The sequence below is a fragment of the Schlesneria sp. genome (assembly GCF_036405755.1).
GTDB classification, from domain to species: domain Bacteria; phylum Planctomycetota; class Planctomycetia; order Planctomycetales; family Planctomycetaceae; genus Schlesneria; species Schlesneria sphaerica.
This window is the reverse complement of sequence record NZ_DASWWZ010000081.1, coordinates 1-7,534: the sequence shown is the minus strand read 5'-3', so window position 1 is coordinate 7,534 and position 7,534 is coordinate 1. Positions and strand designations below refer to the sequence as shown.

At 57.6% G+C, this 7,534-nt stretch carries 5 protein-coding genes; 2 read left to right on the top strand and 3 right to left on the bottom strand.

Annotated features, from left to right (window positions below):
* The coding region (locus VGE80_RS02740; RefSeq protein ID WP_440591591.1) for a terpene cyclase/mutase family protein at positions 1-2,006 on the top strand (2,006 nt) is incomplete at its 5' end.
* A gap of 282 nt (positions 2,007-2,288) precedes the next feature.
* Here VGE80_RS02740 and VGE80_RS02735 read toward each other — a convergent pair.
* Both VGE80_RS02735 and VGE80_RS02730 read right to left on the bottom strand, forming a co-directional pair.
* Complete coding sequence (locus VGE80_RS02735) at positions 2,289-3,353, bottom strand: ThuA domain-containing protein (RefSeq protein ID WP_440591590.1); 1,065 nt, start codon at positions 3,351-3,353, stop codon at positions 2,289-2,291.
* 269 nt (positions 3,354-3,622) lie between these two features.
* Positions 3,623-4,411: an SDR family NAD(P)-dependent oxidoreductase gene (locus tag VGE80_RS02730; RefSeq protein WP_397571394.1), complete on the bottom strand. Its 789-nt coding sequence runs from the start codon at positions 4,409-4,411 to the stop codon at positions 3,623-3,625.
* A gap of 407 nt (positions 4,412-4,818) precedes the next feature.
* Here VGE80_RS02730 and VGE80_RS02725 point away from each other — a divergent pair, with 407 nt between their 5' ends.
* Positions 4,819-6,090 (top strand): tagaturonate epimerase family protein, encoded by a 1,272-nt coding sequence (locus VGE80_RS02725; RefSeq protein ID WP_440591589.1) that lies wholly within the window; start codon positions 4,819-4,821, stop codon positions 6,088-6,090.
* Between the two features lie 136 nt (positions 6,091-6,226).
* Here the strand turns inward: VGE80_RS02725 and VGE80_RS02720 are convergent.
* On the bottom strand, positions 6,227-7,534 hold a 1,308-nt coding region (locus VGE80_RS02720; RefSeq protein WP_440591588.1), incomplete at its 5' end, for a hypothetical protein.

Sequence of the window (7,534 nt, the reverse complement as noted above, 5' to 3'; positions counted from 1 at the left end):
CCCGCGATCACTTGCTGAGTCTCCAGCAACCAGACGGCCACTGGTGTGCCGAACTGGAAGGAGACACCATCCTTGAATCCGAGTACATCCTGTTGCTGGCCTTCCTCGGCAAGGGCCAGTCAGAACAGGCAAAAGAAGCTGCCGCCTACTTGCTCGATCAGCAGTGCGACCATGGTGGCTGGGGCATGTTCCCCGGCGGTCCCCTGGAAATCAGTGGTTCGGCGAAGGCTTACCTCGCACTGAAAATCACCGGCCATGACCCCAAAGCTGACTACATGGTCCGCGCTCGGGAAGCCATCCTGCGTGCGGGAGGTGTTGAGAAGGTCAACAGCTTCACCCGCTACTATCTCGCGATGCTCGGTCTGATCCCGTACGAGCTGTGTCCTGCGGTTCCTCCTGAAATGATCCTGCTGCCCCTGTGGGCACCGTTCAACATCTATGAGATGTCTGCCTGGTCTCGCACGATCATCGTCCCCCTCAGCCTGCTGTGGGCCTGTCAGCCGAAGACGACTCTTCCACCCGAACATCAGATCGACGAGCTCTATGCCTCACCTGAAAAGAGGCTGCCCGCCACGATCGGTGGAGTGAACCATGAAGGGCCGTCGCAAGGCTGGATTAACTGGACGAAGTTTTTCCAGCGCGTCGATCAAACCATCAAGTTTGGTGAACGACTGGGAATCAAGCCCCTGCGGAAGCATTCGATCAAACTCTGCGAACAATGGATTCTGGCACGACTGAAAGACAGTGATGGCCTCGGCGCCATCTTCCCGCCGATCGTCTGGACGCTGATCGGGCTTCGTTGCCTCGGTTACCCGGATGATTCACCGGTCATCGTGTCGCAGTTCGAAGAGCTGAACAAGTTGATGATCCGCGACGTCAACGCGAAGGGTGTCGCACGGCTGCGGCTGCAACCCTGCCTCTCGCCTGTCTGGGACACTGCGATTGCGACCATCGCCCTGCGGGATGCCGGAGTTCCACGTCACGATCCGGCCATTCGCAAATCGCTGCAGTGGCTGCTTTCAAAAGAGGTTCGCCAGCAGGGAGACTGGTCGTTACGTAACCCCAAGCTGGCCCCTGGGGGGTGGTACTTCGAATACAACAATGAGTTCTATCCCGACGTCGATGACACTTCGATGGTGCTGATCGCTTTCGGGAAATGCCTTCCTGAAGGAATGGGAACCGACTGGACGATGGAGTTGTTCGACGACCGTGCCGCAACAGACCCTAATGCTCCAGTGGTCTTCAGCGGCCGATCCGCCAGCGCCGAACAGGCCATCGCCGAACTCGAAGCCGCGTCACCTATGGTGAATGCAATGCGCCGCGGTGTGATGTGGCTGAAAGCCATGCAAAGCCGAGACGGGGGCTGGGGTGCATTCGACGCGAACAACACACGTGAAGTCCTGACGAAGGTTCCTTTTGCAGACCACAACGCGATGATCGACCCCAGCACGGCCGACATCACCGCGCGAGTCCTCGAAAGCTTCGCCGCAGTCGGCATCCGCACTGACAGCGAAGTCCACAAGAAGGCTCTCGACTTTATCTGGCAAGATCAGCAACCCGATCATTGCTGGTACGGTCGTTGGGGCGTCAACTACATCTACGGGACATGGCAGGTGATCGTCGGCCTGGTGACCCACGGCATTCCTGCCCGCGATCCTCGGATCCAGCGAGCCGTCCAATGGCTTAAGGATCATCAGCAGGAATGTGGCGGATGGGGCGAAACAGCGAACAGCTACGACGACCCGACTCTGCGCGGCACCGGCGTCCCCACAGCCTCACAAACCGCCTGGGCTCTTTTGGGACTGATTGCCGCCGGTGAAGCCCACTCTGAAGCCGCCCAGCGCGGTGTCGATTACCTGCTCAGCACACAGCGTCCGAACGGAACATGGTACGAACACGAATTCACCGGAACCGGTTTCCCCCGCGTGTTCTACCTCAAGTACCACTACTACGCGTTGTACTTCCCACTCATGGCACTCGCCCGTTACCGAAAGGCGATTGCCTGAGCCGCCCGGGCTCTGTGGCCAGACCGGACTGGTACCACTGACACCTGCCTGCGATAACACCGCAGCAAACAGAAAACCCCTGCTTCACTGGTGACAGCGAAGCAGGGGTTTATTCATCCCAAAACCTGAAAGCCGGCTGGCGGCCTCAGCCCCACCCTGACCTTCGGACATCCTGACATTGACGGTTGTTTTAGGTCGATCTTCGAAAAACCATCGCGGGCGTGCAGAGCGTATGCTCTTTGTGTGAGCCATCCGGTACACCCGTCGGCGACCGAGGCAGATTTACTTACCATAGAATTCCGGTTTGCGGCCCTTCACATACCCGCCGAACTTGAACGGCGATGGCTGATAGTCACCTACCAGATCGGTCTTCAGGTGATCGGTGATTTTGTCTTCCAGCCCGACACTCCAGTAGACCGCATTCACCAGCAGTCGACGAAGGGGTCCGTTCTCGAGGTCTGTCGATGATCCCATCGTTGTCGTGAACACGCGCGCTGTCTTTCCGGATGAACTCGTGTAAGACTTCGTCCAGACGATCGGCATCATCGGCTGGTTCTGAGCACCCTCCACCGGGGGATCAGTGGGCTTCATTCCTTGCACGACCTGTCCCAGGACCAGTGGCTTAATGTCCCCAGGCAACGGCAACCGGACACCATACACGTCAGTCGGTCCCCAGATCTCGCCATCCTTGATCCCTGTCAGAACCGGATGCTTTGCCTGGTCTTTCACCAGGATTCCCCGGGTGCTCTGCGAGCCGTGGTTTCCGTGATGGCTGATCCATGTTTCGCCTAAGACCTGCCGACCAAACCCCTGCTCATAGGCTTTATCGCTGGAGTTCCACGAATACTGAGAGAACTTCGTCCCGGCAGGAATGTTGAAGGCATGTGTCGCCGTCCGCAGCCCCATCACCGGCCGTCCTGACTCCAGGTATTCAACGATGTGCTGCATCTGTTCATCAGGCAGATTGCGGAATCGTGTCGCGATGATCATCAGGTCGGCCGACTTGAGTGCCTCGGTTCCGGGAATGTTGTTGTTAACGTCTGGATTGATTTCCCCGGTCTGCGGATCGATAGCGAACAGGACCGTGCAGTCGAATCCATGATGTCGGGAGAGAATCTTGGCGAGTTGAGGCAGCGATTCTTCCGAACGGTACTCTTCATCTCCCCCCACCAGCACAATGTGCTTCCCTTTTCCAGGCCCTTCCCCACCGGGGAACTTCAGCCACGACTCGTCAGCTCGTACGGTTCCGGAAACCGACATGGCGAGCAAGGCACTCATGACACAGGCCAGGCGGCGAATGCGGGGACTGATGCCGCACATCCCGATTGCGATTGTCGACTTATGCACGTTGTGTCCTTCCAGGAGTAACGGAATGAGGATTTCGGTTTCCGACGTGACCCATCAAATCATGTGCAATTTGCGCTCATCGCGACACCTCAAGGATACTCGGCGAAGTGACGCGGGGCTCCGGCCCCCTACGAACTGACCACGGCAGTTTCCTGAGTTGTTGCGAACGTTCTCACGATTGCCACCGATCCGGCGAGCAGAGCCGTAACATCGAACTGAGTCTGCTTTGCCGATGTCAGTCGACCTAACGGCGAGTCACCATATTTCCATCAGATCGTCATGGCGGTGAAGCCACCGTCGACGAGCAGGTTATGCCCCGTCAAAAAGCTTCCCGCGTTGGGCGAGGCGAGCAACAGGATGGCGCCGGCAAGCTCTTCCGGTGAACCAAACCGGTTCATCGGAGTGTGACGCATGACGCTTTCCACGCGATCCGGCGTCAGAACCTTTTTGTTCTGCTCTGCAGGGAAGAAACCGGGCGAGAGAGCGTTCACGCGGATGCCTTTTGTCGCCCATTCCCGTGCCAGGTTTTGCGTCAGGCTGATCACGGCCGCCTTCGACAGCGAATAGGTAAACACGCGCGACAGAGGCGGGCCGGCGCTGACCGAGGCGATATTGATAATCGAGCCCTTCGTTCCCTGATCGAGCATATACTTACCAAGGACCTGACAGGCCAGGCGAACGCCGCGCAGATTGACGTTCAGAATGCGTTCCCACTCTTCTTCGCCAATTTCCAGGAACGGGGTGGGCGAGTTCACGCCAGCACCGTTCACGAGCACATTGACTTCGCGGTGACTGGACTTGAGGTGTTCCACAAGCCGATCCAGATCATCATGCCGGGTGGCATCGCAAGAGAAATACTCGGCATGGCCGCCTCGTTCTTTAATCAGGCGTACCCGCTCGTTGCCATGTTCGTCGTTTCGCCCAACAACGACAACGTGGGCTCCCGCGCTGGCGAGGGCATCACAAAAGGCCCCACCCAGCGTCCCGGTTCCGCCAATCACGACAGCCGTCAGCCCATTCAGACCGAACATCCCTTGCAGGTACTCACCTGTACTCATGACACATTCTTCCGATATTTCAGATGAAAAAAACTCTTCCACCGCGACTGCCCCCGTTTCGCAAGGGGGCCGGAGCGTCGTCCGTTGCTGGTTAATCCCTCTGATTCGCATCAGGCGGGGATCCATCGCAGACCGGGCACACTCCCACCCCGCTGGACAGCACGTTCACGGATCGAAACTTGGCAGGAAGACAGAATATTGACCGTAACGTTCCTGATTAACAAGCGGACCGATTGTCACCCGGAACACGGTCAGGCACGAAATCAAATCGCGGCAGCGATTGTTCGGATGCCCTCGACTGTTCACGGTCACCACTCATCAAACCATTGCTCCCGCGACAGGCCCCTATTCTTCGGTTATATATCTTCCCACGACGATCCCGACTAACTACTCACGTGAGGCGAGAAATGACGTTGCAGTGCAAAACACTCGGCATGACCCCCAGCTTCGGATTTGGCGATCGCATCGGTCTGGCCACCCCCGGCCATGTCGCCGCGATGCAGGAAGCAGGAGCGGGCATTCTGCCGATCTTCCCGCAACAGTCGATTCGCGAAATGTCGCGAACCTCACGCACCCCTTCCCAGGTGATGTCGGATGCACTACGAGCGGCCGAAGAATGTGGCTGGAAGGGTGATATCGGCGCCGACGCAGACCACTTGAAAACGACGAACGACGTCGATGAGACAGCCGCCGTCGGTTTTACCTTCTTCACCATCGACCCATCCGGTCACGTTGACCAGAAGGCGGATGACTATCCTGAAAACGAGGTGCGAGAAAAATTCGCCTCGCTGGCCGGCGAAGTCAACTGGATCGAGTCCTACCGAGGTCGCCGGGTGACACTCTCGTCCGGAACCACGATTGAACTGACCGAAGAAGCCTGTCTTCGTGCGGCGGTGAAGTACGGCCGGGCCATCAACGCAGCGGTCTCTCTTGCAGATCACATTCGCACGGTCCAGACTGCCGCGCAGCGCGACTACGAGATCGAACTGAGTGTCGACGAGACCGATCAACCGACAACACTTGCCGAACACTACATCATCGCCGACCAGACACTTTCTCGAGGAATGAAGCTCGTCAGTCTGGCCCCGCGATTTATTGGCGACTTTGAGAAAGGTGTCGACTTCAAGGGAGATCCCAGTCTGCTGGATCGCTCCCTGGCCGATCACGCCGCCATCGCCAGGCTGCTGGGACCCTATAAGCTCAGCCTGCATTCCGGGTCTGACAAACTCTCGATGTACGGCTCGCTGGCACGGGCAACAAAGGGCTGCTTCCACGTCAAAACCGCAGGAACCAGCTATCTCGAAGCACTTCGAGTTGTGGCTCACCATGACGCATCCCTGTTCCGGCGGATCATCGATTTCGCACGTGACCGCTACATGCGAGATAAAGCCACCTACCACGTTTCCGCGACACTCGACTCGGCCCCCTCGACCACGGACTGTCCTGACGCCGGGCAGCTTGAAGTCCATTACCTTGAGCGATGGAGCGACGTCCCTCAGGGCCGGGGCTTCACGGAACCGGGTAGGCAGATTCTGCACTGCACGTTCGGCTCAACACTGACGGATCCCGTCCTGGGGAAGGAAGTCAAATCGCTTCTGGCGGCAAACGTGGCCAGCTACACAGAAGTGCTGCGCGAACACTTCGTCAGACACCTGGACGCCCTTAGCGCTGGAATGTAAGGCTTCTGAATCTTCAGAGGGACGCACTGAGGATCAGGTGTAACGAACTGAAAAGTCCACTGGTGAGACGTGGTCACACCAGTGGACTTCAACGTATTCGAGATTCGCCGATCCGTGATCGCGCGAGGAAGGGTCGCTATTCCGTCCTGCCGGTCGAAAGATCGTACGTGGCACGTTGGACCTTGGACTGTCGATCCGACAATTGCCGCAATTGATTGAGAATATCCCCGTCCAGTGCCTGCTCACCATCGACCATTCGGCCCAGCAATTTCGTACGCCGGTTCACCCGATATTGCAGCGAACGCAACATCTTCAGCTCCGCCAGCTTATTGACGAGTTCCTTCTGCCGGTCCTGGGGTTGTTGCTGCTGCTGTTGCTGTTCCTGCTTTTTGTCTTTGGCTTTCTCGATTTCCTTCTGCAGCGCTTCGATGATCTCGCGCAATCCTTCCACGATATCTTCTTCGATGTTCTGGGTAATCTCGGCAACGTCCACTCGTTCCAGTCGACGTGCGACCGTCAGCATGTCGTCCCGAATCTGCTCGACCGCTTCCGGGAAGGCCACGGAAGAACCTTCTTCCTTGAGCAGTGTCAGGGCCTTCGCGGCCAGCAATGAAATCTCTTCTTCATTTCGAGCCAGTTCGACCGATCGATTCCGATGGCGATCGGTCCGATTGTCGACGGGCACCGCGTGAATCGCGAGAGTCGCGTTATTGACGGCCTCCTGCTTTTGCAGCATGTCGCGGAAGCGAGCTTCCAGTTGCGCCAGCACCATCTCACGTTCTTCTTCCCGTAACTGACGGAGAATTTCTTCCAGCTTCTCTTTCGCTTTCATCAGTTCGGCAATGGCCTGATCCTGCTTGTCGGAAGCCCCCTTGCGGTTATTCCGCTTCAGCTCTTCAATTGCACGATCCATTTCCTGTCGGGCTCGCTCAATTTCGTCACGTCCCGCAGTCTTCTGGGGTTGCTTTTGAGGACTTGATTCCTGCTCTTGCGAGTCGGACTGCTGCTCCTGTCCCTCTTGTTGCTCCTGCTGCTCCTGTCCTTCCTGAGGTTCACCCTCTTGCGGCTTTCCCTGCTGGGGCTTTCCTTTCTGGGGCTTGCCAGAGGGTTTCTTTCCGGGCTGAGGTTTCCCCTGCTTACCGTTCTGCGATTTTTCCTGAGCGTCTTTGGACTGTTCAGGGTCATCTGACTTTGGTGCCCCTTCGTCTTCAGTCGAACCCTTTTCCCCCTCCTCGGGTTTCGCATCTTCATCGCCAGCGGGTTTTTCGGCATCCGCTGGCTTCCGTTCGCCGTTGGCGTCGCTCGATTTTTGCCCCTTTTGACTCGACTTTCCCTTTTGGTCGGGCGAGGGCTGCTTTCCCTCCTGAGAGTCGTCGCCACTGTCGGGCTTGTCCGCGTTGTCCGATTCTCCTCCGTCCTGCGAATCGGATTCTTTCTTTTCGGA

What these genes read in the sequence shown, in the direction of transcription:
- VGE80_RS02730 (WP_397571394.1), bottom strand. Translation starts at nt 4,411, where the DNA reads ATGAGTACAGGTGAGTACCTGCAAGGGATGTTCGGTCTGAATGGGCTG.
- VGE80_RS02725 (WP_440591589.1), top strand. Translation starts at nt 4,819, where the DNA reads ATGACGTTGCAGTGCAAAACACTCGGCATGACCCCCAGCTTCGGATTT.